This window comes from Thiolapillus sp. (assembly GCF_048562965.1).
Taxonomy (GTDB): Bacteria; Pseudomonadota; Gammaproteobacteria; order Chromatiales; family Chromatiaceae; genus Thiolapillus; species Thiolapillus brandeum_A.
Map to the genome: position 1 here is coordinate 1 of NZ_JBHNMF010000967.1, position 1066 is coordinate 1066.

At 39.8% G+C, this 1066-nt stretch carries 2 protein-coding genes; both read right to left on the minus strand.

Translation table 11 applies throughout. From position 1 onward, the window contains the following. Positions 1-176: 176 nt before the first annotated feature. The gene (locus tag ACOCD2_RS21535) at positions 177-563 is read right to left on the minus strand and encodes a hypothetical protein (RefSeq protein ID WP_293675313.1); all 387 of its coding nucleotides are present in this window, start codon (positions 561-563) and stop codon (positions 177-179) included. Positions 564-583: 20 nt separating this feature from the next. Beyond that, the coding region (locus tag ACOCD2_RS21540) for a hypothetical protein (protein WP_295513472.1) at positions 584-1066 on the minus strand (483 nt) is incomplete at its 5' end.

The window sequence follows — 1066 nt, forward strand, 5'->3', positions numbered from 1 at the left end:
CCTTGATTTTGATTACAACCATACTAACTCTGGAGGGGATGATTTAATTATCACCTCACCCCAGTCCCCCGACAGGTGGTATCCATCCGAAGACAATTGAAAGAAATCAATATTTCCATAGCTAAAGTTGTTCGTGCCAATCGCCGGTTAAGTTCCAAACAAAATGCAGCACTACACTAGCAACATTTTAATGAGCGCATCAATTTAGTTATTGCGAAAGTATCATCATCATTATTATCTTCACCAACGAGGGACCAATAGTCAATTAATGGCTTGTATAACTCAATACGAGCACATAGTAACCTTGCAACTTTCCCCCATATATCTTTGTTAATTGATTTAATATAAGCAAGATTTTCTAATGATCCAATAATCAAAGCCATTAACGCAAATTTTTTATCATCACTAAGAGGTTTATTTTCATAAAAAGAAATAAACTCATTTATTCTATTAGAATCAGCTAGTTCAATTTCCCAGTCTTGCTCACGCCCTGTTGAAGGCAACACAAGCTCCCTATTCAAATATTCTATTGCTTCATTAGTTATAATATGAGTTGTATTCATATACATAGCCCTAATATTTTCTAAGGCTCAGGATAAGCAGTTTTCACTCCTTTTCCTCCAGGAACAAGCCGAATAGATGAAGGCTTCGAAAATGTGCCGCCAGGATTAATAATCCTGGCAGGGAAATTTTTTGGTAGTGGTAGTGACACTGCACCATTACCAATCTTATCCAGATTGTCCTGGATAAACCTTGCGGCAGCTTGATTGTCAAGAAATTGACCTTGAGCTTGTCCCGATCCTCTAGCCCTGTTTATAAGAAACTCTGTCGCATCTTCTCCATGCCTCGTAAAGGTGTGTCCAAACCTTACCTTACCTAGCTCGATCACATCCTTTACAAAAATACCTCCAATCTTAATAAGCCTAGTTATGCCCGCATAAGGAACCAGCGTAGTTGCAGCATCAAGTCCAGCTGCTTGCAAAGGCGTCATTTCCCTTCCCAGAGTATCCGCATTTCCATGGCACGTGCCTATACAATCATACTGTTGGCTGTAGCTGTGCGCCCA

Excerpts from the sequence above, each read along its gene's own strand:
- ACOCD2_RS21535 (WP_293675313.1), bottom strand. The coding sequence starts at position 563 with ATGAATACAACTCATATTATAACTAATGAAGCAATAGAATATTTGAAT.